This is a genomic window from Winogradskyella sp. Asnod2-B02-A (assembly GCF_045063645.1).
Taxonomy (GTDB): domain Bacteria; phylum Bacteroidota; class Bacteroidia; order Flavobacteriales; family Flavobacteriaceae; genus Winogradskyella.
Window position 1 is genome coordinate 105,852 of sequence record NZ_JBEFOG010000025.1, and the last position, 26,471, is coordinate 132,322.

Annotated in this window: 21 protein-coding genes; 9 read left to right on the forward strand and 12 right to left on the reverse strand. The window is 32.9% G+C overall.

Annotated elements, in window-relative coordinates; translation table 11 throughout:
• Positions 1 to 69: 69 nt before the first annotated feature.
• The 3 genes from ACJJVO_RS01395 to ACJJVO_RS01405 all read right to left on the reverse strand — a co-directional run bounded on the left by ACJJVO_RS01395 (position 70) and on the right by ACJJVO_RS01405 (position 4,403).
• Positions 70 to 2,253 (reverse strand): T9SS type B sorting domain-containing protein, encoded by a 2,184-nt coding sequence (locus tag ACJJVO_RS01395; RefSeq protein ID WP_405569537.1) that lies wholly within the window; start codon positions 2,251 to 2,253, stop codon positions 70 to 72.
• 352 nt (positions 2,254 to 2,605) lie between these two features.
• A complete protein-coding gene (locus tag ACJJVO_RS01400; RefSeq protein ID WP_405569540.1) occupies positions 2,606 to 3,271 on the reverse strand; it encodes a fibronectin type III domain-containing protein in 666 nt (221 codons plus the stop codon).
• A 58-nt stretch (positions 3,272 to 3,329) separates the two neighbouring features.
• Positions 3,330 to 4,403 carry a serine hydrolase domain-containing protein gene (locus ACJJVO_RS01405; protein WP_405569542.1) on the reverse strand — a complete coding sequence of 358 codons (1,074 nt, stop codon included), beginning with the start codon at positions 4,401 to 4,403 and terminating at the stop codon, positions 3,330 to 3,332.
• A gap of 112 nt (positions 4,404 to 4,515) precedes the next feature.
• Here ACJJVO_RS01405 and rimO point away from each other — a divergent pair, with 112 nt between their 5' ends.
• Positions 4,516 to 5,823, forward strand: a complete 1,308-nt coding sequence (gene rimO / locus ACJJVO_RS01410; RefSeq protein WP_405569545.1) for a 30S ribosomal protein S12 methylthiotransferase RimO — start codon at positions 4,516 to 4,518, stop codon at positions 5,821 to 5,823.
• Positions 5,824 to 5,864: 41 nt separating this feature from the next.
• Here the strand turns inward: rimO and ACJJVO_RS01415 are convergent, their stop codons facing one another.
• The 8 genes from ACJJVO_RS01415 to ACJJVO_RS01450 form a co-directional block, all read right to left on the reverse strand.
• Positions 5,865 to 6,677, reverse strand: a complete 813-nt coding sequence (locus ACJJVO_RS01415; protein ID WP_405569548.1) for a hypothetical protein — start codon at positions 6,675 to 6,677, stop codon at positions 5,865 to 5,867.
• 133 nt (positions 6,678 to 6,810) lie between these two features.
• Positions 6,811 to 7,353: a DUF4287 domain-containing protein gene (locus ACJJVO_RS01420; protein ID WP_405569550.1), complete on the reverse strand. Its 543-nt coding sequence runs from the start codon at positions 7,351 to 7,353 to the stop codon at positions 6,811 to 6,813.
• Positions 7,354 to 7,532: 179 nt separating this feature from the next.
• On the reverse strand, positions 7,533 to 7,859 hold the full coding sequence (locus ACJJVO_RS01425) for a hypothetical protein (protein ID WP_405569551.1): 327 nt from the start codon (positions 7,857 to 7,859) through the stop codon (positions 7,533 to 7,535).
• 5 nt (positions 7,860 to 7,864) lie between these two features.
• A complete protein-coding gene (locus ACJJVO_RS01430; RefSeq protein ID WP_405569554.1) occupies positions 7,865 to 8,575 on the reverse strand; it encodes a flavodoxin family protein in 711 nt (236 codons plus the stop codon).
• Between the two features lie 43 nt (positions 8,576 to 8,618).
• A complete protein-coding gene (locus tag ACJJVO_RS01435; protein ID WP_405569556.1) occupies positions 8,619 to 8,990 on the reverse strand; it encodes a VOC family protein in 372 nt (123 codons plus the stop codon).
• A gap of 124 nt (positions 8,991 to 9,114) precedes the next feature.
• Positions 9,115 to 9,696 carry a DUF3667 domain-containing protein gene (locus ACJJVO_RS01440; RefSeq protein ID WP_405569559.1) on the reverse strand — a complete coding sequence of 194 codons (582 nt, stop codon included), beginning with the start codon at positions 9,694 to 9,696 and terminating at the stop codon, positions 9,115 to 9,117.
• A 299-nt stretch (positions 9,697 to 9,995) separates the two neighbouring features.
• Positions 9,996 to 10,460, reverse strand: coding sequence for a DUF6985 domain-containing protein (locus ACJJVO_RS01445; protein ID WP_405569561.1), 465 nt, complete (start codon positions 10,458 to 10,460; stop codon positions 9,996 to 9,998).
• A 165-nt stretch (positions 10,461 to 10,625) separates the two neighbouring features.
• Positions 10,626 to 13,106 carry a M14 metallopeptidase family protein gene (locus ACJJVO_RS01450; protein WP_405569563.1) on the reverse strand — a complete coding sequence of 827 codons (2,481 nt, stop codon included), beginning with the start codon at positions 13,104 to 13,106 and terminating at the stop codon, positions 10,626 to 10,628.
• A gap of 125 nt (positions 13,107 to 13,231) precedes the next feature.
• On the opposite strand from ACJJVO_RS01450, the gene bshC reads away from it, so the two are divergent.
• From bshC to ACJJVO_RS01480, 6 genes are all read left to right on the forward strand, one after another.
• Positions 13,232 to 14,830, forward strand: coding sequence for a bacillithiol biosynthesis cysteine-adding enzyme BshC (bshC, locus tag ACJJVO_RS01455; protein WP_405569566.1), 1,599 nt, complete (start codon positions 13,232 to 13,234; stop codon positions 14,828 to 14,830).
• A gap of 3 nt (positions 14,831 to 14,833) precedes the next feature.
• Positions 14,834 to 16,204 carry a pyridoxal phosphate-dependent decarboxylase family protein gene (locus ACJJVO_RS01460; protein ID WP_405569569.1) on the forward strand — a complete coding sequence of 457 codons (1,371 nt, stop codon included), beginning with the start codon at positions 14,834 to 14,836 and terminating at the stop codon, positions 16,202 to 16,204.
• A 152-nt stretch (positions 16,205 to 16,356) separates the two neighbouring features.
• A complete protein-coding gene (gene guaA, locus ACJJVO_RS01465; protein ID WP_405569572.1) occupies positions 16,357 to 17,892 on the forward strand; it encodes a glutamine-hydrolyzing GMP synthase in 1,536 nt (511 codons plus the stop codon).
• Positions 17,849 to 19,849: a LysM peptidoglycan-binding domain-containing protein gene (locus tag ACJJVO_RS01470; protein WP_405569575.1), complete on the forward strand. Its 2,001-nt coding sequence runs from the start codon at positions 17,849 to 17,851 to the stop codon at positions 19,847 to 19,849. The genes guaA and ACJJVO_RS01470 overlap by 44 nt, the downstream gene beginning before the upstream one ends.
• Positions 19,850 to 20,054: 205 nt before the next feature.
• On the forward strand, positions 20,055 to 20,594 hold the full coding sequence (locus ACJJVO_RS01475; protein ID WP_405569576.1) for a DUF922 domain-containing protein: 540 nt from the start codon (positions 20,055 to 20,057) through the stop codon (positions 20,592 to 20,594).
• A gap of 77 nt (positions 20,595 to 20,671) precedes the next feature.
• Positions 20,672 to 20,899 carry a DUF3820 family protein gene (locus ACJJVO_RS01480; RefSeq protein WP_405569579.1) on the forward strand — a complete coding sequence of 76 codons (228 nt, stop codon included), beginning with the start codon at positions 20,672 to 20,674 and terminating at the stop codon, positions 20,897 to 20,899.
• 143 nt (positions 20,900 to 21,042) lie between these two features.
• Here the strand turns inward: ACJJVO_RS01480 and ACJJVO_RS01485 are convergent, their stop codons facing one another.
• A complete protein-coding gene (locus ACJJVO_RS01485; RefSeq protein WP_405569581.1) occupies positions 21,043 to 22,350 on the reverse strand; it encodes a T9SS type A sorting domain-containing protein in 1,308 nt (435 codons plus the stop codon).
• A 450-nt stretch (positions 22,351 to 22,800) separates the two neighbouring features.
• Between ACJJVO_RS01485 and ACJJVO_RS01490 the strand changes: the two genes are divergently transcribed.
• Both ACJJVO_RS01490 and yidC read left to right on the forward strand, forming a co-directional pair.
• A complete protein-coding gene (locus ACJJVO_RS01490) occupies positions 22,801 to 24,417 on the forward strand; it encodes a CTP synthase (protein ID WP_405569584.1) in 1,617 nt (538 codons plus the stop codon).
• Between the two features lie 122 nt (positions 24,418 to 24,539).
• On the forward strand, positions 24,540 to 26,441 hold the full coding sequence (gene yidC, locus ACJJVO_RS01495) for a membrane protein insertase YidC (RefSeq protein ID WP_405569587.1): 1,902 nt from the start codon (positions 24,540 to 24,542) through the stop codon (positions 26,439 to 26,441).
• Positions 26,442 to 26,471 lie beyond the last annotated feature (30 nt).

A 26,471-nucleotide genomic window follows, 5' to 3' on the forward strand; every position in this document is an offset into this window, starting at 1 on the left:
AATAGATTAGTAAAATAATTTTTGTTCTGAAGTTTAAAGATTAATAATTTTCAATTTTTAAGATCGATATTATCGTTTTAAACTAAAATGGCCAGTATAGCTTTTGCCACTTGCTCTGGTTACAACAAACCAATAGTCTGAAGTTGGCATTTGGTGTCCATTATATGTTCCATCCCATGCCGAATTAGCATCTAAAGACTTAAGGATTTTTCCGTATCTATTAAATATTTTGATGTTTAGTGTAGGTTCTGAATACGAGTTTTTTATAAACCATGTGTCATTTGTACCATCCTTATTTGGTGTAAAAAACTTTGGATAATTGAGTAGGTAAATCACGTCTTGTGAGATGCCACAACCATATTTATCTCTAACATATACTGTGTATTCTCCAGAAGCTAATCTTAAAAACACATTACTATCTTGGTACGTTATATTGTCTAAGGAATATTCGTAATCGCCTAATGATAAGATAGATATGTTAATCGTTATTGAGTTGTTTAAGTCTGTCCAATCATCGATATCTATATTAGAAATAACAGCTGTATTAGATAATAAAACTTGGAATTCTTTAGTGGTTTCGCATGTATAAGTACCATAGTCTTTAGTTACTGTAACCCAATAATCGCCAAGTGCTTCATCAGTAACGCTAATGACTTGAGTGGTTTCACCTGTAGACCACAAATAACTATTAAAGCCAAAGCCAGCATCTATAATAGTATAGGTCTCTAGCTCACATATACTCATTACATCATTAACTGCTATTATTGGTGTCTCTCCTAAAGTTAGCGATATTTCTGAAATTTGAAAACAATGATCAGAAGAATCGATTCGCGCATAAATTGTATTTGTGTCTATGGTCCACTCAAAATTAGTAGGTGAGTTTATATAGCCGTCTTCAGAATAATTTTGAGCATCTTCTTGAGAAAAGAAGTAACTAAATAAACAATCGCTACAAGTTGTTATATCTGTTTCATAAATAGTTAAATCTACTAACTCAGAAGTATCGTTTGATGTGTTGCAAATAATGGCAGATATATTATTAATTTGGAGACTAGGATTTACAATAGTAACAGTAACCGGAAATCGATCATCGCTCTCGCAACCGCTTATAGATTCTTTAGCAGCGAAATAAGTTGTGCCATCAATTAAGTAGGTGTCTTCATTTAAAATAGTACCATCAGTTGTAGCATCGTACCAAATTGCAGAATCACTGACGTCAATAAAACTCAAAGTCGCATTTTGAGTAGTGCAAAAACTCTGTTGAGATTCACCAGTAAGTGCTTCTGGTGTTTCAATAATTTCAATGTTATAGGTGTCTGATGTTATCCGGCAACTAAGTGAATTTATATTATTCCCATTCGCAACAGCTAATCGATACAAATAAGTGCCAGGTGAGCTTGTATTTGAGAACACATAATTAGTGGTAGTTTCACCTGTAATATCTAACCATGTTAATCCTAAATCATCTGAATATTGCCATTGATATTGAGGATTTGAGTATCCTGAAGAAACAACGGATTGAAAAGTGTAACTAACAATTTCATCCTCACATATATTTAAACTTGTTCCAAATTCGTTGATTATAGAATTAGTTATAGTTGGCCCACAAGGTTTAAAAGTAATATCATCTAAAGCAATATCATTACCAGGATGTGCGCTAGGAGCAGAATTTAAAATAGTTATTACCACTTCTGTCTCTGCTGCTAAAGTAAAAAAGAAGCCATATTGTTGCCAATTACCAGATGAAGATTGCGCAATATCACCAGTATTATATGAGCCTAAAATATTACCATTAGTATCGCTAATTCTAAAAGTAACATCTGGATGATATTGATCTGTGCCTATAGAGGGATTCATTATGTTCATTAGCCAAGCAGAAAATTCAAAAGTAGTATTGGCACAAAGACCTGTTACAGTTTTAGTGTAGAATACACCTTCATTTGCTATGACGGCACTATTAATAACCATCATGTAACCATTAGTGTTCCCTGTATGGTCTGAGGTCACATGCCATGCATTCCCTTTTAAACCACTTGTGGTATTATAAATGGTATATTCTCCTTCTTCTAATTCGCCTTCCGAGCTATAAGTAAACGCTGTAACAGCACTACCTAAAGCACTACCTCGACTAGTACCAGAACCAAAATCTATAGATACCACGGGATCTCCTAGGTTCCCCTCGCACAATTGCGCATAAGATTGAGAACCATAACAAAAAAGACAAATAATAAGTAACTGATACCTTATATGCAAAGTGATATTTTTTAATTGAATCTAACTTTGTGAGTTAAGCACTAGGTATTTTTAGATGTAATTATTGAATAAAACTTGCGTCAATACTTAAATGAATTTTAATTTAAGAAAAGATAATATTGCAGATTTAGTATATCCGTTTGGTAATAAATTAATTAAGGTATATCTTTTGGTCTATTTGACTCGATAGATTTATAAAAAAAAATCTTGTGCTCAGAAGCTTATTTAATTCTACTGAATACAAGATTTTTTTATTGAAATGAAATATCACTTTTTCGCTACTAGAATCGAGAGATAAACGCTTTATAAATGAAGCAAAAAGTATTTTAAATGCAAATAGAAAAAATGAATACTAAAGTGTAGTTGCCGTCACAGGACCAACCCAAGCACTAAAGCCGTTTTCTAAACAATTATTTCTAACATAAAAATCATAGGTAGTATTTGAATCTAGATTTTCAACAGTTCCAAATCCATCTTCTATATTGTTACCTTCAGATTGAATAGTCCCAGTTTCTAATGCAAATCCTTGTAATCCATATTGAATTTGAGAACCATCATTTCCATAATCATCCCACTTAAAATCAACATAATCTGTACCAATAGCCGTACTGATATTACGTACTATAAAATTAGTAGGATCATCACACAAAGGATTTGTGTCTAGTGTATCAAATTCATAAGGTCCTGCCCAATCACTGTAGCTATCAGTTGTGTTACAAAATAAACTAACGTAATAAGCGTATTGCGTAGATGGCATTAGACCGCTAATATTATAACTACTTTGTTGCGGAAAAACTGTAGAGCCATTGCCTTGTGAGAATCCTAATGGACCATATTCTAATTCATATTCTGACGTTTCAACTGCAGATTGCCAATTTAATGTAGCAGTAGTGTTGGTTATGCTATAAGCTTCTAAATTTACAGGTTGTAAACAAACGACATCGACATCATCTGGACTATCACTTGTACAAGCAAAAATGGTAAGAGATAGTGTAATTAAGAATAATATTCTTTTCATGTTTATATTTTAAAAAGCACGAAGATAAATGACTGATACTGTTTCGGCAAGATTATTTTTAATAAATAAGCGTGTTGATTTTCCCCCAAAGTTCATTGTCAAAACTTGAAAGTGCAAAATTTTCATCATCAGCAGATTCTCCCATCCTAATGATCACTAACTTTTCACTAGGAACCACATAAATTTTTTGATCATTTTTCCCTAAAGCAGCAAACATGTCACTTGGCGCATTTGGAATAAGATCACCTGTAAATTCAAATTGACTTTGAGGTAAGTGATAAGAAGATTTACCATTTAACCACCATAAATAGCCATAAGCTTCGTTAATAGACTGAGAAGTATTTGTCGCTTGGCTTAAATAAGTTTCGTTTACAATTTGCTGATTTTCCCATTTTCCATTCGCATATGTTAATAGGCCAAATCTTGCCATACTTCTCGTATTACTCCAATATACATTTAAAGGTCCTAGATTAAACCAAGCACCATTCATACCAATAGGTTCTTTTATTTTGGTATTAAAATAAGAATCCCATGTTTGGTTAGTAGCATCGGCAACAACGTCTTGCATTTTTACATAAACGTTATGGTATGCCCAACGTGTGCCTGCATCTGCTACATATTGTAAATTTGAAGCAGAAATATCATCACCAGCAGTATCATCTAAACCAGATGACATAGATAATAAGTGTTTACACGTAATTAAATTTTCTTTTTCTAACGTTGCACTCGTCCAACCAGTACCTACATAATCTGAAACTTTATTATTAATATCTATAAAACCTTCTTCTTGAGCAATTCCAGAAGTTGCTGTGGTTAGCGTTTTTCCTGCACTTGCCCAATACCATGTTGAGTTACTATCATGCCCATTCATATATTCTTCAACAACTATTTTTCCGTTATGAAGGATCATAAAACTTTTAGTGTTCTTTTCTTCTAAAAAGTCCAATAAGGGTTGCAATTCATTGTCATTCCAATTTAATTCAGCAATAGATTTGGTGTCCCAAGTATCAGAGTTTATCGGCGGATAATAGATAGATTCGTCAACAATGTCTTCATCATTAGAATCATCTGTAGCACATGAAAAGTTTATTAAAAGGCTAAAGAATAGAAATATAAAATAAATACGTCTCATAAAAGATGGTTTTATAATTAGACAATATAAACACAAAAAGGTTTAATACCATAAATGAGGAATCGAATTTAGTAAATCATTGTGTATCTTTGCAAACTGATTTACAAAAAGCATGAGAACCAAGACTATAAAAAAGAATAGAATCAACGTTATTACATTAGGCTGTAGTAAAAATGTTTACGATAGCGAAGTATTGATGGGACAACTAAAAGCAAGCGGAAAGGACGTTGTCCATGAGCAAGAAGGAAACGTAGTTGTAATTAATACATGTGGTTTTATTAATAATGCCAAAGAAGAGAGTGTGAACACCATTTTGGAGTACATGCAAAAGAAAGAAGATGGCGAAGTAGATAAGGTTTTTGTGACAGGCTGTTTAAGTGAACGCTACAAGCCAGACTTACAAAAGGAAATCCCAAATGTAGATCAGTATTTTGGTACTACAGAATTACCAGGATTATTAAAAGCATTAGGTGCAGATTATAAGCATGAGTTAATTGGTGAACGTTTAACTACAACACCAAAAAATTACGCTTATCTTAAAATTGCAGAAGGTTGTGATAGACCTTGTAGTTTTTGTGCTATTCCTATTATGAGAGGAAAACACAAAAGTACTCCAATTGAAAACTTAGTTACCGAAGCTGAGAAATTGGCTGCTAATGGAGTTAAAGAATTAATACTTATTGCTCAAGATTTAACGTATTACGGTTTAGATATTTACAAAAAAAGAAATCTTGCTGAGTTACTAGAAAACTTAGTGAAGGTTGAAGGTATAGAGTGGATTCGTTTACACTATGCATTCCCAACCGGATTTCCTATGGATGTTTTAGATATTATGAAACGTGAACCTAAGATTTGTAATTATTTAGATATTCCATTACAACATATTTCTGATGATTTACTAAAATCTATGCGTCGTGGAACTACAAAAGACAAGACGACCAAATTAATAAATGAATTTAGAGCCATAGTGTCAGAAATGACCATAAGAACAACATTAATTGTTGGTTATCCTGGTGAAACAGAAGCACATTTTGAGGAGTTAAAACAATGGGTTTCAGAAATGCGTTTTGAGCGTTTAGGTTGTTTTACATATTCTCATGAAGAAAATACACACGCTTACAACTTAGAAGATGACGTACCTGAAGAGGTGAAAATTCAACGTGCCAATGATATTATGGAAATTCAATCTCAGATTTCTTGGGAATTGAATCAAGCCAAAATAGGCCAGGAGTTTAAAGTGGTTATTGATAGAAAAGAAGGTAACTATTTTGTTGGAAGAACTGAATTTGATTCGCCAGATGTAGATAACGAAGTTTTAATCGATGCAACTAAAACTTATTTAAAAACAGGTGAATTTGCGACTATAAAAGTGACTGAGGCAGAAGACTTCGACCTTTATGGCGAAGTCTTGGTGTCCTAAAATAGTTTATAAAGGTGAGTGAGAAAAAATAAGCAAGTTAATTAACAGCGATCTCTTGGTCCAAAAGTAAAAACGAATTCTTGTTCCATTTTTTCTCCTTTAGCATTTTCAGCAGGTGTCCATTTTCCTGGGATATTTTTAATGAGTTCCATAAATTTCTCATCAATTGAAGTGTAACCAGTGCTCATAGCATCATGTTTAACTTCTATAACATCACCTTGTTTAGATATTATAAAGCTTATTTTTATAGCATTAATCTTGTCGTCTTTTATAACATTCATGTCAGCTAAACTATTTTCTTTAAGATATTGAAGTAGTGCTTCTTTACCATCTACATATGTAGCCTGCGTATCTGGAACGACAGTAATATGTGGACCGAAAAATTTATCTTCTACGATGCCTGTTTCCATATTCTTACCTCTAAATTCGGTTCTAATCGTAAAATGATTAAAGTAATCCATAGATCTTAATAATTTCATTTGTGCATCAGTGAGGAGATCAGTAGTGCCAAATGCTTGTAGTTCTGATTGTTGGTTGTTTTTAATAACCACAAGATTTACAGATTTAATATGTTGTATTTGATCTTTTTCACTAGCGTTTAGAAATGTATAAATGCTAGTCGCTTTATGTACATCAGATTTTGAGACAGCAGCAAACCTTGTATCGATTCCATAATATAAATCTGGAATAGCTTTAAGATTTGGACCATGGATTTCTTTGTTGTCTATAGCAAGATCTCTGTTGTTTAGTAAGTTTGAATCTGCAGCCACGTTACTCTTCCATTTTGTGAAACTAAAAAATAAGAGACTTACAATAACTAAAGTTGTTCCTAAAATAATAATACGCTTTTTCATAATTAGATTGTTTTTAAGATGAATTCAAATGTATTATTGATAGAAGTTAGGATGGTAAAATTAAATGTAAAAAAAGTGTCAATTCTTTGTGAAATCTAGTGTTTGTAATTGCTAATGTTAATTAGAGTACGGATTATTCGGCTTTTGTATAGGCTTCCTTCATCCATCCAATTAATTCATCATCAATCTCGTCAATAGATGTTATTTGAACGCGATGTGTGCACATAGTACCAAAAGGTCCGGAATTGCCTAGTCGGTCTGTCGTTGGTTTTTCGGGTAGTTTTAATCCTAAATCTATACGTGTTTTTGTTGCAGGTTTTATTAAAACAAATTGGCGTTTTCTAATAACGCTAACACTGGTTTTTTTAGGTGTGATGGTCACATCAGTTCCAAAGCCTTTAACGATAGCAAGTATCTTTTCATAAATAGGAAATAAATTGTCCTTGCCTTTATATTGGTTGCTCACCAAATCATCAGACGTATTGTTTTCTTCTTTAGAAAGTGTAACAATAGTATTAGCAAAACCATGGGTGACTCCATGTTCTTTTTTTAGGAAATTGACTCCTTCAGAATGTTTAACGAATGCTTTTTTACTTAAAATCGATTTCCATTGTTCTAATGATTTACCTGTTTTCTCAGGCATATTGTTAATCATGGTTTGTAACGCTTTTTCCATTTTGTTTAGTAGTTATGATAAATAAGTGACAATTTGTGATGTTTTGTGTCATATAATTGAATAAAACCTTAGTTATATGACAAGCTCAGTAAAGCACAATAGAATGCAAATCCTCTTATTATCTTTTTATACGTTTATCAGTGCAATTATTTGGTATTTTGTTTTTTAAATGCTCCGTTTCATTTTGGAGGTAAACTATTAACAAAAGTAAAACTTTGTTCCATATAATAGACTAATACCTTTTTATCATTATAAATTGACTTAGGGACTAAAACATAATCTTTCATTTTTGCTCCATATGAATAATAAAAGCCAGTATTATAATCTGCCATAAATTTTTCAGCCATTGATTTTGGTAATCTTATACCTATTTCACCTGCTTTATTTAATAGCGTAAACATATATCCGTTAGATGAGGTGTAAATCATCTTCTTACCCTTTCGTTCAAAGCCATTGCAGTCTTTAACAATTGAGTCATAAAATTCTAATTCTTTATCCCAATTCATTGGCTTTATCTGTATTCTGGGTTTTCAAAATTCCAGCGCGTACCGTTGTCCCAATCTTTGCGAGAATTACCGTAAGCAGGATACCCATCATTCTCTTTTAAAAGTTTAGCCAAATGCATTAAATTATAAGTCATAAAGGTGGTATTTCTATTAGTGAAATCATTGTTTTTAGCATCAGCTTCTTCATCGAGATAACTAGGACCAGGTCCAACTTCACCAATCCAACCACAATCTGCCTGTGGTGGAATAGAATACCCAATATGTTGCATAGCATAAAGCATACCCATGGCACAATGTTTTACTCCGTCTTCGTTACCTGTTATAATAGCACCTCCAACTTTTCCGTAGAATAAATATTGTCCTTTATCATTTTGTTGGCCACTCATGGCATAGAAACGTTCAATTAATTTGGTGGCTTCCGAGGATTTTTCGCCCAACCAAATTGGTGTGCCAATAACACAGATATCAGCATCAAAAATACGCTCAAAGAGTTTTGGCCATTCATCGGTTTGCCAGCCGTATTCCGTCATGTCAGGATATACTCCTGATGCCACATCATGGTCTATAAAACGAATGGTGTCTACACTAACACCTTCCTTCTTCATAATATCTATAGAGAGATCCATTAGCCCTTGTGTATGACTCACTCTTGGTGATTTCTTTAACGTGCAGTTAATAAAAACGGCTTTTAAATTTGAAAAATCTGGTTTTGACATGTACTTCGTTTTTTAGTTATCCTTAAAAGATAATAAAAAATTATTAGACATGCTGATCGATTAAAATAGCATTGCCATCAGGATCTAAAACCACAAAGCTTGCAGGTCCAGAAGTGGTTTCATCTGCTTCGTGTTCTAGTGTGATGTTTTTACTTTTTAAATGTTTCTGAATGGTACGTACATCATCAAATTTTACAAGTGCATTGGCGTGTTGATCCCAACCAGGATTAAAGGTAAGAATGTTGTTTTCAAACATGCCTTGAAACAAACCCACTAAGGATTCGCCATTTTTCATAATGAGATAGTTCTGTTCTAAGCTTCCAGCAAATACTGAAAATCCTAAAGTTTCGTAAAATGTTTGTGAGGCTTTTATATCCTTTACCGCAAGACTTATTGAAAATGCTCCTAGTTTCATAATTTAGAGTTTAAGTTAGTATTTAATGGTATTGAAAGTTTTAATTATGTGATTAGTAGATGTGTTTTAATCCTGGATATCATGACCGAATAGGCGCAGCCCTAGCAATTAGTTATAAACATTGTTAGCAACAGTATTTTATTACTCCGATAGTTCCAATAATTAAAATTAGTTGTATTATGAATAATATTAAAACTGTTGTTGATAACCCAATTGCTTCAATTCTACCATTATTATTTTTAAATATTTTATAAACTAGCCATAGAATCGCTAGATAAACTACTGGGTCAAAAATTAATGGAAACCTGAAAACTAAGAAGCTCAAAATTCCTATTAAAGTAGCTTGTCCAATTATAAATGAACTTATAGCTAGGTGTTCTATAAAATTATATTTTCTAAAAATTAACTTTAATGTTATTCCTAATGGAATTATACATAATACCCAAAAATATTTTAAGTAAGCTCTAAGAAAAAATCCAACGTAATTACTTGTTTTTTCAAGTCGAGATTTTGTTACACTATTTTCTTCGACTAAATCTTTTGGCACCTTAAAAAAGGTTATAACGATGATATAAATGGTAATAGCAATAATTAGAAACGAAATAGGGTTAAGAATACCTTTTCTTTTTCCTAAAATATAGTCAATTGTAATTTTTTTCGGCTGTAGAAATAATGATCTTATATTAAATAAAAAGCCTTTATCCATATTTGTAATAGATGAAAATGAATCTTCAACTATTGAGCTCAACGTTATTTTTTTTGTTCCTTTTCTTTCACCACAATTTGGACAGTATTTTTCATTGTGATCAAAATTACAGTTAATACAATTCATTTAATTCTTTAATAGGTCGTTCTGGTTATATAATTTTGCTAACGTGTTTATATGATTAGTTGCGTGGTTAGGCACGTAATTTAGCAAATAAAACACAGATAGAATACTCCGCAGGAATGTTCGTAAGTCGGCAGTGACCAAACAATTAAATATACACGGTGTTAGCATTAGTTTTAATAATGTAAATCCCAAGAACCAAATTCAATGAATTGATTTTTATTCATCACAGCGCAAAATCCGTGTTCATCATCCCAACTGCAATCTCCTTTATACATAACATAGGATGTTCCGTTAATATGTTTGTCAGAAACTATAATGTTATCTATCGACACTTCTCTTTTTAAATCGATTGGTGTTTTTATAACTGGTAAGAACTCTACATAATTTTTAAACTTGCTTAAAACTTCGTTGTTATAACGATCAATTATTCCGAGAACCATTTTGTCGAAAATATCTTTTTCATTTTCAACTAAATAATTTATCGCATTTTCTTGTTCAATTGTTGGTTTTTCGAAAAGAGTATGAAAGTCAATTCTAATCAACGATTTTGGTTCACTTATTTTTTCAAAACTTTTAAGTGAATTTAGCTTTAAATCAGAATAATAAATGTCTTCTTTTTCTGAATAATCGATTTTCATGAGTTTTAGGTAATTAATGCCAATATCTCGCAGATATAAAAGCGTTTCAATGTTTTATATCCAACGTTAAACGAAGGTAGATTTTTAGAGGCTTAAAGCCAAGTGACTCGCTCTTAATTATCTAGTTTTTATCTTCAATTGTTAATAAAGTAAAACAAGAGTTTATTACAATTCATAAGCGTTATTATTCACAAAGAAAACAGCGTTCACTAAAAAGAGTTTTCCATTTTCCCAGAAGCTTCTAAAAAGCGTGTTATCTACCATGTAAATAAAACTACCACTTCCCATTGGTTCTTCGCCAAATACTAAGGTTTGGTCTAATGCTTTTAAAGCCTGTTGGCCTGCAAAACCAGAAAACACTTTGGTATCATTTAAGTATGCCACGTTATAGCCGTTTTCTAATATATTGTAAGCAGAGCTTCCTAATTTAAGCGTGAAATACTGATCACTGTAACCAAAAGCCATAGGATGTGTAGCATCTACTTTGGTATTAAAAATGGCTCCTGTAATAAGATGGTTACTATATTCGCGTTCGCGATCTGCATAAGCCGTTAGGTTTTCTTTTTGGTCTTCATCTTCAGGTGTTTTAGTACTCAGGCTAAACCCTTCTTTACCTGCAAAACTTCGCAATGCACCATCAATAGCAATTACTTTTCCGCCAGATCTTACCCAATCTTTTAGTTTAGTTAAGTTGCTGTCGGTAAACACTTTTCCGTAATAGCCATTTGGCAGAATTAATACATTGTATTTGTTTAAATTGGTTTTGCTGAAATCATCCGTATTTATAGAAGTCAACGGATAGTGTAATTGTTGCTCAAAGAAATGCCATAGTTCACCATAGCTTAAAGACGATGTGCCTTCACCAGAAAGAATGGCTACCTTTTGTTTGTTTACTAATTTAATATCTGGCGAGCCAATATCTGGTGATTTTTGAGAAAAACCAGTATTGATTTCTGTTAGGGGTTGAGCATGTTCTTGTGCAATGGTATTTAATTTTGATACCATTTTTTCAATATGTTTATTGTCTCCTTTGGTGATGATGAGAGAACCACGTTCAAATTTGGTGTTATTAGATGTGAATGGTTTTTCGGTAAACCTCACTTTAAAATCTTGCTTTAATAGTTCGGCTAAAAACTGAGCATCTTCCATAGAGTTCCATTTGCTTACATAGCCATAAGCATCATTCAACGTTGGTAGTGCTTTACGACTCGCTAATGTATTGCTGCTAACATTAGCTGTTGTTGCAATAGCATCTAATCCATAAGCATAAGGCAGTGACCAAGCCGTGATATCGTAAGTTAAAGAATCTGAAAGTTTGGTGTTTGGTTCAAATAATACCTTAACCATTTTACCTTTGGGCTGATTGCTATGCACCACTAACGCATTTGCATCTACATTAAAACTACCTTGTTTACCTGTTGCATAATGGTAACCAGATACTTTAGCGCTTGTCGCATTTTCAAAAGTAATATGGTGTTTATTTAAAAGCGTTTTTAAGCTATTCAATTTATCTTCATTCCCTTTTAAGACGTAGCTTTTATATTTTAAGTTGGTATTATTAAAGAATTTACCAAACTCAGTATTTAATTGTTTTGCATTTTTTGATGCCATTTCAACCGTAGAAATTCCTGTGGTTGTATGGTGCGTTAAACGTTCTATTAAAGTTAACACATGGCCTTCGTCATTCAAAATACCCAAACCAGCCATACCGTGACCACCTTGCTCGTAAGTCATTCCCATGGCTCCCATAAATGTTGGGTAGGTATCACCATAACTCGGATACAGTAAATCAAAACGTTCTCTTGTAAAAAACAGCCAACCTTCTTTATCAAAATATTTAGCGTGATTTTGTCCTATTTGTGTCTGGAAATCACGCTGCCAATCTGTAATGATTTCATGAAACGGTTCTGCTGCAGGTGCAAAATAGTAAGGCTCGTTAATGCCTTGCTCATGGAAATCGACATGTACATGTGGCATCCATTTATTATAAACCTCTAAACGTTGTTGTGTTTCTACTTGTGTTGCCCAAACCCAATCTCTATTTAGATCAAAGAGGTAATGATTTGGTCGTCCGGCCGGCCAAGGTTCATTGTGTTCACTCGCTTGTTTATCTACATCGTAAGGTTCGCTTTTGGTTCTGTTATACCAATTTACGTAACGATCGCGACCGTCAGGATTTACACTTGGGTCAATAATTACAACCGTGTTTTTCAGTAACTCTTGTTGTTCAGTTAGTAATTTATATAAGGTTAGCATGGACGCTTCAGAACTCGATGCTTCATTACCATGCACATTATAGCTTAACCAAACAATGGCAATATCAGTGGCTGTTGGTTCGCCGTTTAACAAACCTGCGTTTTTTAAATTGTTTTCTCTAATGGTTTCGAGTTGCTTCATATTAGCTTCACTCGTTACAAAAGCCAAATACAAATCTCTGCGCTCGTTGGTTTTTCCGTAGTTTTCTAATTTTACTTGATTAGGAAGCGCTTTTTCAACCGCTTTAAAATAATCAATAACCTGATGATTTCTACTAAATTGTGTACCAATATCATAACCTAAAAAGTCGCTAGGTGATGCAATAGTTTGTGCTGGTGTTAAGGTTAGACTGCCAAAAACGACAAAAAGAGCTAAGATTAATTTTTGCATGTAATTTAAAATTAAGGTTATGAGTGAGTTTAGATAGTAAAGATAGTTCGCACAACTGAATTAACTAAAAATTAGCAGATAAAAAAATGAAGAGTCTTATCTTTATGCCATAAATAAGTTTGATAATGCCAACCAACTATATTCCGTTTAAGGACACCAATTATTTCTCAGATTTTATATGCGATTATCTCGCAGAAAAAGAAGAATTAAAAGAATTTTATCATCGTTTTCCTAAGTTGGAAAATTTTGAAGCACAGATAAAAGAGAAAAGTTTGTCTGTTAAAGCGCAGTCTAGAACTATTCTATCTGAAACCCTAAAGCAGCAATACAAAAATGTAAAGACTTCAGATTTAACCGCTGAACATATTGAAAGCTTAAATCTTGAAAACACCTTCACTATTACAACAGGTCACCAATTAAACCTTTTTACAGGACCACTTTATTTTCTATTCAAAATAATTTCAACTATAAATTTAACGAAACAATTAAAAGCTGAATTTCCAGCGTACAATTTTGTGCCAATGTATTGGATGGCTTCTGAAGACCATGATTTTGAAGAAATTAATTACTTCAATTTTAAAGGCAAAAAGATGCAGTGGAATTCTAATCAAACAGGTGCTGTTGGTCATTTTAATACGGAAGGTTTAGAGGATGTTTTCGATATTATTTCTTTAGAATTTGGAGAAGGGAAAAACGCCGAACAATTAAAAACATGGTTTAAGAAAGGATATTTAAAGCATAATAATTTAGCAGATGCCACTCGTTATTTGGCAAACGAATTATTTGGAGCGCATGGTTTAGTGATTATAGATGCTGATGATAGCGCACTGAAACGTTTGTTTATTCCGCAGATGAAACAAGAAATGCTAGAACAAACAGCATTTAAAACGGTCACAGCAACCAATAAGAAATTAGAAGATTTAGATTTAAAGATTCAGGTAAACCCAAGAGAAATCAACTTATTCTATATTAAAGATGGCATACGCGAGCGCATTGTAGAAAGTGATGGAGTGTTTTCGGTGCTAGATACCGATATTTCTTGGAGCAAGAGTGAGCTACTAGAGCATCTCAATGAATTTCCGGAGCGATTCTCGCCAAACGTGATTATGCGACCGTTATACCAAGAAGTGATTTTGCCAAACCTCTGTTACATTGGTGGAGGCGGAGAAATGATTTATTGGTTACAATTAAAATCGAATTTTGAAGCGCAGAATGTCACGTTTCCGATGCTTTTGTTGAGGAATTCAGCATTAATAAAAACCAAGAAACAAGCTGAGAAACTTGAAAAATTGAATATTTCGGATAACGATTTATTTTTAGATAGACATTCGTTTATTAATAAAAAGGTTAGAAAAATATCGAATATAGATATTGACTTTTCAGAGCAAATTAAACATTTAGAAACCCAATTTAAAAGCCTTTATGGTTTAGCAGAACAAACTGACAAATCATTTATTGGTGCTGTAAAAGCTCAAGAAGTAAAGCAATTAAAGGGCTTAAGACATCTTGAAAAACGATTGTTAATTGCTCAAAAACGAAAATTAGCAGACCAAATTAGTCGTTGTACCGAATTACAAGAACAATTATTTCCTAACCAAAGTTTACAAGAACGAAACACTAATTTTTCGGAATTGTATTTAGAATTTGGAGAGCAATTAATTCCAGAATTATTAAAAGCCTTAGAGCCACTAAAAGGTGAGTTCTTAATACTAAATTTAAAATAGTCAATGCATCATATTGATATTGAGTTAATAGAAATGACATTAGATGTCATGAAATATGTCATCGGACGCGTTTCTGCAACCGACCATCAAATAGGAAAACCAAAAAAAACAGAAGAATTAAAAGCATTGGTTGGTGAAACCGTAACACCAAAAGGTGTAGGTGGTGAGTATGCTTTTAATCTTTGGAAAGCGCATTTAGCAAAAGCTAATGTACCTGTGGATCACCCAAGAAATTTAGCATTTGTGCCAGCTTCGCCAACAAAGGCGGCCATTATGTTCGATTTAATTACGTCGGCATCAAGCATACATGGAGCGTATTGGATGGAAGGTGCAGGAGGTATTTTTTGCGAAAACGAAGCCATGAAATGGATTGTGTCTTTAACAGGTTTGCCAGAAGGTGCTTTTGGAGTTTTTACAAGTGGAGGCACAGCAGCCAACCTATCTGCTATCGTTACCGCAAGAGAACATTGGAGAGAAAATCCGGAATATAAGCGCGAAAAAGGTTTAATAGTCACCTCAATTGGAGCACATTCTTCTGTAAAAGCCATGGCAAAAGTGGCTGATGTAGATATCATTTTAGTAGATTCTGAAGAACATTTAACAGGCGATGCACTTAGAGAAACCATTGCAACATTAACTGAACATCAACGTAAATGTTTATTTGCTGTTGTAGCAACAGGTGGAACTACTAATGCAGGCATCATTGATGATTTAGAAAGTATTGCTATCGTTTGTGAAGAAGAAAATTTATGGTTTCATATTGATGCTGCTTATGGAGGAGGTGCTTTGGTAGCAGACTCTGTACGTCATTTATTTAAAGGTATTGAGAAAGCAGATAGTATTACTATAGACCCACACAAATGGATGTTCTCACCATACGATTGTGGTGCTGTGATTTATAAAAATATGGAATTGGCTAAAAATGCCCATTCACAACAAGGCGCTTATCTCGAAATATTTAAAGATGAAGGCGCACACGGGTTTAATCCAACGGATTATCAAATTCAACTTACCCGAAGAGTTAGGGGTTTACCTTTATGGTTTTCATTAGCCACACATGGCACAGATCGTTATAAAGAAGCTGTAGAACGTGGATTGGAATTGGCACAAATAGCAGGACGACTCATTAAGGCGCATCCAAATTTAGAATTGGTGAGAGCACCAAGTTTATCTTGTGTATTGTACAGAAGGATAGGTTGGGAGCCTGAAGATTATACACATTGGACCTATGAAAACCATGAAAAAGGATTCGCATTAGTAACGCCAACCAAATGGAAAAATGGAGATACCTATGAAACCTGTTCTCGTTTTTGTTTTATAAATCCTGATACCACCGAAAATGATATTGCGATGATTCTAGAAACCATGATTTAGTTGAAACGTATTTGATGTGTTAAATGAATGAATTATGAGATGCTTTTGTGATAATAACTTAATAACACAAAAGCAGATTTTATGTTAAAAACTTAATCTAAAAAATTGTAATTCGTAAATCGTAGTTCGCAAATCAATCCTTATTTTTGCGCATGCAACACAACAAAGTCCTAATTTTAGATTTCGGATCGCAATACACACAACTTATTGCGCGTCGCGTTAGAGAATTAAACATCTACTGCGAAATTCACCCATTCAATAAAATTCCTTCAGATTCAGAGAGCTTTAAAGCTGTTATTTTATCTGGTAGCCCAAACTCTGTTAGAGGAGAAGATGTTCTTCATCCTGAATTGGATGGGATTAGAGGAAAAAAGCCAATGCTAGCCGTTTGTTATGGTGCGCAATATTTGGCACATTTTGCAGGCGGTGAAGTCGCAGAATCTAATACTAGAGAATACGGAAGAGCAAATTTGGCTTTTATAAAACCTAACGAAGATTTCTTTGAAAATATACATGAAGGGAGTCAGGTTTGGATGAGTCATAGTGATACCATTAAACAATTACCAACCAATGGTGTTTTGCTAGCAAGTACAAACGACGTAAAAAATGCAGCCTATAAAATTGAAGGAGAGCAAACGTATGCTATTCAGTTTCATCCAGAAGTGTATCATACTACAGATGGCCATCAATTGCTGCAAAACTTTTTAGTTAAAATAGCTGAGGTTGAACAAGACTGGACACCAAATGCGTTTGTAGAAGAAACAGTTCAAGATTTAAAAGATAAACTAGGTAATGATAAAGTAGTTCTAGGATTATCTGGTGGTGTAGATTCTTCTGTAGCTGCTATGTTATTGCATAAGGCGATAGGGAAAAACCTATACTGTATTTTTGTAAATAATGGTTTGTTACGTAAAAATGAATTCGAAGATGTATTGCATCAATACGAAGGCATGGGATTAAACGTTAAAGGTGTAGATGCTTCGGCACGCTTTTTGGATGCGTTAAAAGGATTGAGTGATCCAGAAAAGAAAAGAAAAGCAATTGGAGCTGAATTTATCGCTGTTTTTGATGATGAAGCGCATTTAATAAAAGATGTAAAATGGTTAGCACAAGGTACTATTTATCCTGATGTGATAGAAAGTGTGTCTGCAACAGGTGGACCAAGTGCAACGATAAAGAGTCATCACAACGTTGGTGGATTGCCAGATTATATGAAGCTAAGTGTGGTAGAACCTTTAAGAGCTTTATTTAAAGATGAAGTAAGACGTGTTGGAGCGTCAATGAATATGGACAGTCAACTGTTAGGTCGTCATCCATTTCCAGGTCCAGGATTAGCGATTAGGATTCTTGGAGATCTAACCGAAGAGAAAGTACGTATATTACAAGAGGTAGATGCTATTTTTATTAATAACCTTCGTTCTTGGAATTTATATGATAAAGTTTGGCAAGCAGGTGCTATGTTGTTACCAGTGAATAGTGTAGGCGTAATGGGAGACGAACGTACTTATGAAAAATGTGTAGCTTTGAGAGCTGTAGAAAGTACAGACGGAATGACTGCCGATTGGGTGAATTTACCATATGAGTTTTTGCAAAAAACCTCAAATGAAATTATAAATAAAGTAAAAGGTGTGAACAGAGTGGTATATGATATCAGTTCAAAACCACCAGCTACAATTGAGTGGGAATAGAGGTGATTTACCATCTCAGTTTTCAGAAAAAAAAAGTAAAATAGATTACATGAAAAATATTTTAACCATTATATTATTAGCTTTTACCATTGGTTTAAGTGCTCAAAATTTTGTTGAACATACAGTACAACCCGGTGAAACTATTCAAACTATTGCAAAAAAATATTTGGTAACACCTTTTGATATTTATGCTTTAAATCCTGATGCTAAACGTAAGTTTCAACCTAACACAGTATTGATTATTCCTAATTCAAAAATTAAGAATGATCCAATAGCCGAAGAAAAACGTGAACTTATTGATTATAAAACGCATAAAGTAAAACGAAAAGAAACGTTGTACGGTTTGGCGAAAGAAAACAATGTTTCTGAAGAAGAAATAAAGAAAGCCAATCGTTTTTTATATTCTGAAAATCTTAAAAAAGGAGATAAAATTAGAATTCCAAGGTATAAAACGGTAATTTCTAAACAAACTTTAAATAATACTGTAAAAAAATACACCGTTCAACCTAAAGAAGGGAAATGGAGAATTGCTTATAAATTTGGAATTACAGTAGCAGAATTGGAGGCATTAAACCCTAACATGAATGAGGTTATTCAGCCAGGAGATGTGCTTAATATGCCAAATATTGAAGACCAAGCAGAAAAGAAAATTGAGGCTAAGTTTGGTTATTATGAAGTATTGCCAAAGGAAACTTTTTATGGTTTAAAAGGAAAGTTAGAATTAACACAAGAGCAACTAGAACAACTAAATCCAGAATTAAAAACAACAGGCTTAAAAGCAGGTATGGTTTTAAAAGTACCAGCAGATATTGATACTATTGCTGGCTTAGAAACTGTAGAAACCACGAATTTAAAACGTAGCTTAACAAACTTCAAGCCTAAAAAAATAGCTTTAATGATGCCTTATCGTTTAGATAAAGTTAATGTTGCAGAGGTTGAGGAAACTAAAGAGAAGATTAAAGAAGACAAACGCTTGTCTGCCGTTTTAGATTTTCATGTTGGTGTTATGATGGCATTAGATTCAGCAAAACAATTAGGGATTTCAACAAATTTAAAAGTTTTAGATACAAGAAATCAAGTTTCTACTACAAACGAATTATTAGCTGAAAATGATTTTTCAGACTATGATGCTGTTATTGGCCCAATGGGAGAGGAGAGTTTTAATCGTGTAGCCTTGGCTTTAAAAGCAGATAAAGTTCCTGTAATTGCTGCGATGAATAAGCCTAGAGAAGTATATAATAACGTCTTTCAAACCTTACCAGAAGACAAATTGTTAATGTCTTCTATGATTGATTTTGTAAAGGCGGATAGTTTAAAAACTAAAGTTGTAATCATTTCAGATCAAGCGCATAGAGCTACGAGCGAAGCTTTACAGAAACAGTTTCCAGGATCGAAACTGATTTTTTCTAGAATGGACAAGAAGAATAAAACTAAAGATGCTTATTTTATATATCATACTGAATTACAGAATATGTTTTCAGAAGGTAGAACGTATGTGTTTTTAGAAACCAATAATAATTCTTTTGCTTCTGGCGTTATTAGTTTACTCAATGGATTTGTTGTAAATAAAACTGAAATTATATTAGCAACAACAGATAAGAATAGAGCATTTGAAGGTAAAAATATAGATAATAATAACTTAACGAATCTTAAGTTTCATTACCCATCTGTAAATAAAGAATTTGATGAATCAACCAAGAATGGTTTTGTGAAAGCTTACCGTGAAAAATATGGTGTTTCTCCAAGTAAATATGCAGTGCGAGGATTTGACATTACTTTAGATTTGTTAATGCGTCTAGCTTCAGCAGAAAGTTTATATGAAGGATCAATGGAATCGGTTGAAACGGAGTATGTTGAGAACAAATTTAGATATAGTAAAGACTTTTTTGGTGGTTATGTTAATCAAGCGCTTTACATAGTAAAATATGATGATTTAAAAATCGTTAATGCTAACTAAGTTATATTAAAAGGTTAAATCTATCGTTTAGTCTAAGAATACTAAATCTTATCTTGGTTTTCTGTTTTTAAACGAAAAAGCATTAGGATTAGTTTAAATGCGCCTATTTTTGAGAGGGAGCCTATTTTATATTTTTTTAATTAGAATAAAAACTAATATCATTAGAATAGGAAAAAAAACAGCTATTAATTCAAATTATTTTCCGTTGAAATATCTATTAATTTTATTATTTACCTTTTTAGTTAGCAGTGAATCTGATGATGAAACAGTGACTTGGGATGCGTCTAAAAAACTGACTTGGGCAGACTTTAAAGGTAGTCCAGACCTCGAGTCTGATGCAGTAGCCTTAACCGCTTCTGGTATTACATTTGGTTATTCTGTAAAAACATCTGGAGATAGAATTGCTCAATTTTCTACGACTGTAGAAACTCATTTTTATCCTAATAAATCTTGGTATTTAAAAGCTAAAAGCAACGAGCATATTCTTAGTCATGAGCAATTGCATTTTGATATTACTGAACTTTACGCACGTATGTTTAGGGAGCAAATTTCAAAAATTGAAGTGAATCAAAATGTAAAGAAACAGTTGAATAGGTTACATGATCTAATTAATGTAGCCGTTAGCGAAACTCAAAAAAAATACGATAAAGAAACCCAACACTCTATAAATGCTGTAAAGCAGAGAGAATGGAATAATTTTATTGAGAAAGAATTGGATAAATATGACCAGTTTAAATCGCAATAATTAAATATTACTTATCCATTTTGGTTATGCTTTTTTAAACAAAGCATTTTTTTTCTTCTACAATTACACTTAGATAAATGGAATTAGACGGTACAGTTTTAATTGAGTTAGCGCATTACAAAATGCCGTTTGGTAAGTATAAAAATCAATATCTTATTGATATTCCCGAGTATTATTATATCTGGTATCAGCAAAAAGGATTTCCTGCAGGTAAATTAGGAAGTATGATGCGACAGATGTGCGAAATTAAAATCAATGGTTTAGAAGAATTGATTTATACGATTCGTAGAGATTTTAAGAAGTAATTTTTTTATTTAATCCCATTTATATAATCGTACATTATTAGTAGCTTTTGTTACTAAATAGCAATCTTAAATAACAAAAAGGAGGATTAATTCACTTGAATTAATCCTCCTTTTCAAAATCTTTTAATTTTAAAAATAACCTTCTATTGTTTTAGAGTTCTAAAGCTATGTTGTCCATTATCTGTAAACAATTTAATAATGTAAGCACCAGAAGCTAGCATAGATAAATCCAATGAAAATTGAGACGTATTTGTTTGCTTTGAATACACCTTTTGACCTACAAGATTGTAAATATTCACAGCTTTAATTTCAGAAGTATATTCTATATGCAACTCATTTTGAATAGGAGTAGGATATATTGATAATTCATTACGATCAAACTGATTAACACTTAATGTGCCTATAGTTAAGTTAAAATCTATAGCTTGTCCATAACCTGGATAGACACCATAACCAATAATATCCATCGCAATAGCGCAAGGGTCAATTACAGCAACTGATGAAGGGTCTGTGTAAGTTTTTGTAATTCTAATTCTTGTTGTTCCCATCACAGCATCTGTAGGAACAGTAACATCAGCAGATACTAAAGTGCCATCGCTACCAGTAGTGTTGGATAAGGTGCCAATAGTAAATACTTCGTTGGCATCGTCTAATATGTCGTTTTGATTCCAATCCACAAAAGCTACAATATCAGTGTCAAAGTCTCCATAAGTATTTCCTGTAACTGTAATAGTGTAAGTTTCGTTAGGAGATACAGCTATAGCAGTTGCAGTTTCATCAATTAACACAGATGCAATATCAGTATTTGTGATACTTGTAGTACCAAAATTAATAGATGTAATTTCTTCAACTGAAGGGCCATTAGTTATATCACAGTATGGACTTGGAAAAGGTAGAGCAGATTCTACATTTAATGAGAAATCAATCGCTTGTCCATAACCTGGATAAACACCATAACCAATAATATCCATAGCAATAGCGCAAGGGTCAATTACTGCAACGGAAGAAGGGTCTGTGTAAGTTTTTGTAATTCTAATTCTTGTAGATCCCAAAATAGCGTCTGAAGGAACAGTGATATTAGAGGACACTGAAATTCCGTCGCTACCTGTAGTGTTGTTAAGAGTTCCAATAGCATAAATTTCACTGGCATCGTCTAAAATGTCGTTTTGATTCCAATCTATAAAAGCTACAATATCGGTATCAAAGTCACCGTAAGTATTTCCTGTTACTGTAATAGTGTAAGTTTCATTTGGTGATACTGCTATAACAGTTGCAGTTTCATCAATTAAAACAGATGCTATATCAGTATTTGTAATACTAACAGTATCAAAATCGATTGATGTAATTTCTTCAACCGATGGACCATTTGTAATGTCACAATATGGATTTGGAAATGTTTGTGCCTGTAAACCAAAAGTTAACAAGGCAATTGCTAGCGTAATTTTCTTCATATAATTTAAGTTTTTGATTGACCAACAAGTTAATGCTTTTAACACTCAAAAAACTGAATGGATGATTTTTTAACAGAATCTTTCTCGCTGATAACATCATTCTTAATTTTTTAAATGTGTGTTTAAAACGGCAAGTGCCTTTTTGATTAGTTAGAACTAAAGAATCTGCTCAATTGGGTTGTATTCTGCAAAATATGAGCTCTACAAAGTGGATTAAATCTTTCCATGAAATAATACCTTTGTCCATTATACGTTCAGTAAGTTGATCGTTTCCAAGTAAATTATACCTTGGTTTCATACAAAGTAACTAAGAGATTAGTAAACAAAGTGACATAAAAGGTCTAGTTTCAGTACACTAATGCCATAAAAAAAGAACATATTAACAAACCATAAACAAATAGGGAATAAGTCATTAAATTTCGTAATTTTGCCTGCGTTTAATAACGTATCATGACCACAAACCCTAAATATATTTTTGTAACAGGAGGCGTGTCTTCTTCTCTTGGAAAAGGCATTATAGCTGCATCTTTAGCTAAACTTCTACAAGCGCAAGGTTACAGAATTACCATTCAAAAATTAGATCCATATATTAATATAGATCCAGGAACTTTAAACCCATACGAACATGGCGAATGTTATGTTACTGATGATGGTGCAGAAACTGATTTAGATTTAGGACACTATGAACGTTTTTTAAACGTACCAACCTCACAGGCTAACAACGTTACAACAGGTAGAATTTACCAAAGTGTTATTGATAAAGAAAGACGTGGTGAATTTCTAGGGAAAACAGTACAGGTTATTCCGCATATTACAGATGAGATTAAACGAAGAATCCAAATTTTAGGAAACTCTGGTGATTACGATATTGTAATTACTGAAATTGGAGGAACCGTTGGAGATATTGAGTCTCTGCCATATATTGAAGCTGTAAGACAGTTAGAATGGGATTTAGGAGAACACAACACCTGTGTTATTCACTTAACCTTAGTGCCTTATTTATCTGCGGCAGGCGAATTAAAAACTAAACCAACCCAACATAGTGTAAAAACATTAATGGAGAGTGGAGTACAAGCTGATATATTAGTTTGTAGAACAGAGCATAAACTTAACGAAGGTATAAAAACCAAGTTAGCGCGTTTTTGTAATGTAAGAAAAGAAGCCGTTATAGAATCTATTGATGCTTCTACTATTTACGACGTACCGAATTTAATGTTAGAAGAAGGTTTGGATAAAGTGGTTTTAAATCAGTTACAACTTAAAAGTGATGTGCCAGATTTAAAACGTTGGAACGAATTTTTAAAACGACATAAAAATCCTAAAAGCGAAGTTACTATTGGTTTAATTGGTAAGTATGTAGAGCTTCAGGATTCATATAAGTCTATTCTCGAGGCATTTATACATGCAGGTGCAGAAAATGAAGTTAAGGTGATTGTAGAACCAATTCATTCAGAATATTTATCTGATAGTAATATAGAATTCAAACTTGGTCATTTAGATGGTGTTTTAGTAGCACCAGGATTTGGTGAGCGAGGTATAGAAGGCAAAATTGAAGCAGTAAGGTTTGTGCGTGAACATAATATTCCATTTTTAGGAATTTGTTTAGGGATGCAAATGGCTGTAATAGAATATGCCAGAAACGTCTTAAATCTTAAAGACGCAAATTCTGTGGAAATGGATGAGAAAACATCAAATCCGGTCATCAATTTAATGGAATCTCAAAAAGATGTCGTTAATAAAGGAGGCACCATGCGTTTAGGGACTTGGGATTGTGAAATAGATAAAGACAGTACAGCATATAAGGTTTATAAATCTGAATTGATAACAGAACGTCACAGACATCGTTTTGAATTTAATAACGATTATAAAACACAATTTGAAAATGCTGGTTTAAAGCCAACAGGTTTTAATCCGGAAACAGGTTTAGTAGAAATTGTGGAGATACCGCAGAATAACTGGTTTGTTGGTGTGCAATATCATCCAGAATATAAGAGTACAGTTAAAAAACCACATCCATTATTTGTGGCATTTGTAGCTGCAGCATTAAAATATAAAAAGAAAAAATAATATTAAAACGTGTCACTTTGGCGCAATTTTAACTTTGGACAGTTTTTTGGGTTGTTCAATGATTAGCATACAAGACCTGTTAGATTTTAAAAACCTGACAGGTCTAAAACTGAAAAACAAACATGGAAGAAAAGAAATTCGACATTAAATCTATAATAGGTTTTGTTCTCATATTCGGAATTTTGGTATTTATGATGTACCAAAATCAGCCAACACCAGAGGAGCTTGAGGCACAGGAAAAAGCTGCTAAAGAAAAAGTAGAAGCAGAGAAAAAAGATCTCAAGCAAGATGAAACTTTAATTACAACTTCGCAAGATTATGCTAATTCTCAAGTTTTAGATTCTACTCAACTTGAAGCTGCAAAAGGTAAATTAGGTGCATTGTCTTATGCCTTAACATTACCAGGAGACGCTATTACAACAGTAAATACAGATGTTTTTGAACTTAAGTTTAATAGAAAAGGTGGGTATTTATCTGAAGTGAAGTTGAGAAACTTTGTAGATTATGATTCTGTTCCTATTTATTTGATTAAAGATAATAATAGTGCTTTTAATATCACTTTTGGTACATCAGATAATCGTACGTTCAATACACAAGATTTACCATTTCAACCAACGGTATCTAAAAGTGGAGACAACACAGTAGTCTCTATGAAACTTAAAGTTTCTGAAACGGCATTTTTAGAATACCGCTACGAATTAAAGCCTAATGACTACATGATTGATTTTTCAGTGAAGTCTCAAGGTCTAAGTGGTGTATTTAACTCGTCACAACCTTTAGTTCTAAATTGGGATTTAAAAGGTTATCGTCATGCAAAGAGTATTAGCTATGAAAATAGATATACAGATATTCACTACGAACATGAAAACGGAAAACCTGATTATACAGGAGCTAGAGATGCTGATGAAAATTTAGAAGATGTTACGTGGATTGGTTACAAGCAACATTTCTTTACATCTGTTTTATTAACAGACAATGTTTTTAAAACGGCTAGTATAGATGTTAAAAATTTAGTTGAAGACGAAACTATTGATACTGTTTTTACTAAACAATTTGTATCTAAAATTCCTTTGGCTTACCAAGGAGGTGAAATTAACCAGCCAATGGATTTTTATTTCGGGCCAAGTGATTTTAAGATATTAAATGATTACGGTAGAAATTTAGATGAAATTGTACCATTTGGTTGGGGGATTTTTGGTTGGATAAACCGTTACATTTTTATGCCATTGTTCTCATTCTTAGGTAGTTTTCTACCTTATGGTATTGCCATTGTTGTAATGACTATTTTAACTAAAATAGTATTATCATTTGTACAATACAAGCAATTCTTGTCTCAGGCAAAAATGAAAATATTGAAGCCAGAATTAGATGCTGTTAGAGAAAAATATAAAGACAATAAATTAAAAGCACAACAAGAAACTATGGCCATACAGAGCAGAGCTGGTGCAAGTCCGCTAAGTGGATGTCTACCTGGTTTGATGCAAATTCCTGTATTCTATGCCTTGTTTCAATTTTTCCCATCGGCTTTCGATTTAAGACAGAAACCATTTTTATGGGCTAAGGATTTAAGTTCTTATGATTCTATTTTAGAATTACCATTTAACATTCCTTTTTATGGCAGTCACGTCAGTTTGTTTCCAATTTTGGCAGCTATCGCTATTTTCTTTTATATGAAAATGACTACTGGTCAGCAAACAGCAATGCAAGGACCTCCACAAGAAGGTATGCCAGATATGGGTAAAATGATGAAGTATATGATTTACTTCTCACCACTTTTAATGTTAGTCTTCTTTAATAATTACGCTTCAGGATTAAGTTTATATTATTTTATTTCTAACTTAATTAGTATTGGTATTATGTTAGTGATTAAAAACTACATTATAGATGAAGATAAAGTACTTGCTAAAATTGAAGTGAGTAAAACTAAGCCTAAGAAACAAAACAAGTTTCAAAAGAAAATGGCTGAAATGATGGAGCAAGCAGAAGCACAAAAGCAAGCCCAGCAAAAAGGTAAAAAGAAATAATTTTATATAATCTGAATAATTTAGCCTTAA